Origin of the sequence: Streptomyces endophyticus, assembly GCF_035798155.1 — a bacterium.
Taxonomy (GTDB): Bacteria; Actinomycetota; Actinomycetes; order Streptomycetales; family Streptomycetaceae; genus Streptomyces; species Streptomyces endophyticus.
This window is the reverse complement of the sequence record NZ_JAOZYC010000080.1, coordinates 1-588: the sequence shown is the minus strand read 5'-3', so window position 1 is coordinate 588 and position 588 is coordinate 1. Positions and strand designations below refer to the sequence as shown.

Annotated in this window: 1 pseudogene; it reads left to right on the top strand. The window is 48.5% G+C overall.

Annotated elements, in window-relative coordinates:
• Positions 1–90 precede the first annotated feature (90 nt).
• Positions 91–588: pseudogene (locus tag OKJ99_RS10130) on the top strand (hypothetical protein); the annotation flags it as partial.

The window sequence follows — 588 nt, the reverse complement described above, 5'->3', positions numbered from 1 at the left end:
GAATTCGGCGTACGTTGCTTCTTGGCAGCTTACAACGCTAAAGACGGTTCATTGGCATGGAAAGCCTACTCAACAGGCCCAGATGCTGAAATGCTGATCGGTGCAGACTTCAACAAAGACACACCAGAGTACAGTGCATTGTCAGTTTACCAAGACGTAAACGGCGGCAACAAAATGGGTGGTTCTTTCAAAAAGATCCCTAACGACCAACTGAAAATTGGCGAAAAAGAATTAGGTACACGTACCTGGTTGAAACCACAAGCAGTTAAAGATGGTTGGCAACACGGTGGTGGCTCTACATGGGGCTGGTGGCCATATGATGCACGTACAAACCTGGTTTACTACGGTACAGGTAACCCATCTGTATGGAACCCAGACGTACGTCCAGGCGACAACAAATGGTCAATGACAGTATTTGCACGTGACCTGGACACAGGTATGGCAAAATGGGGTATGCAAATGACTCCACACGACGAGTGGGACTATGACGGCATCAACGAAGTCATCCTGTTCGACAAAGGTGGCAAAACATACGCATGGCACCATGACCGTAACGGCTTCGCTTACACATGGAACGCACACAACGGT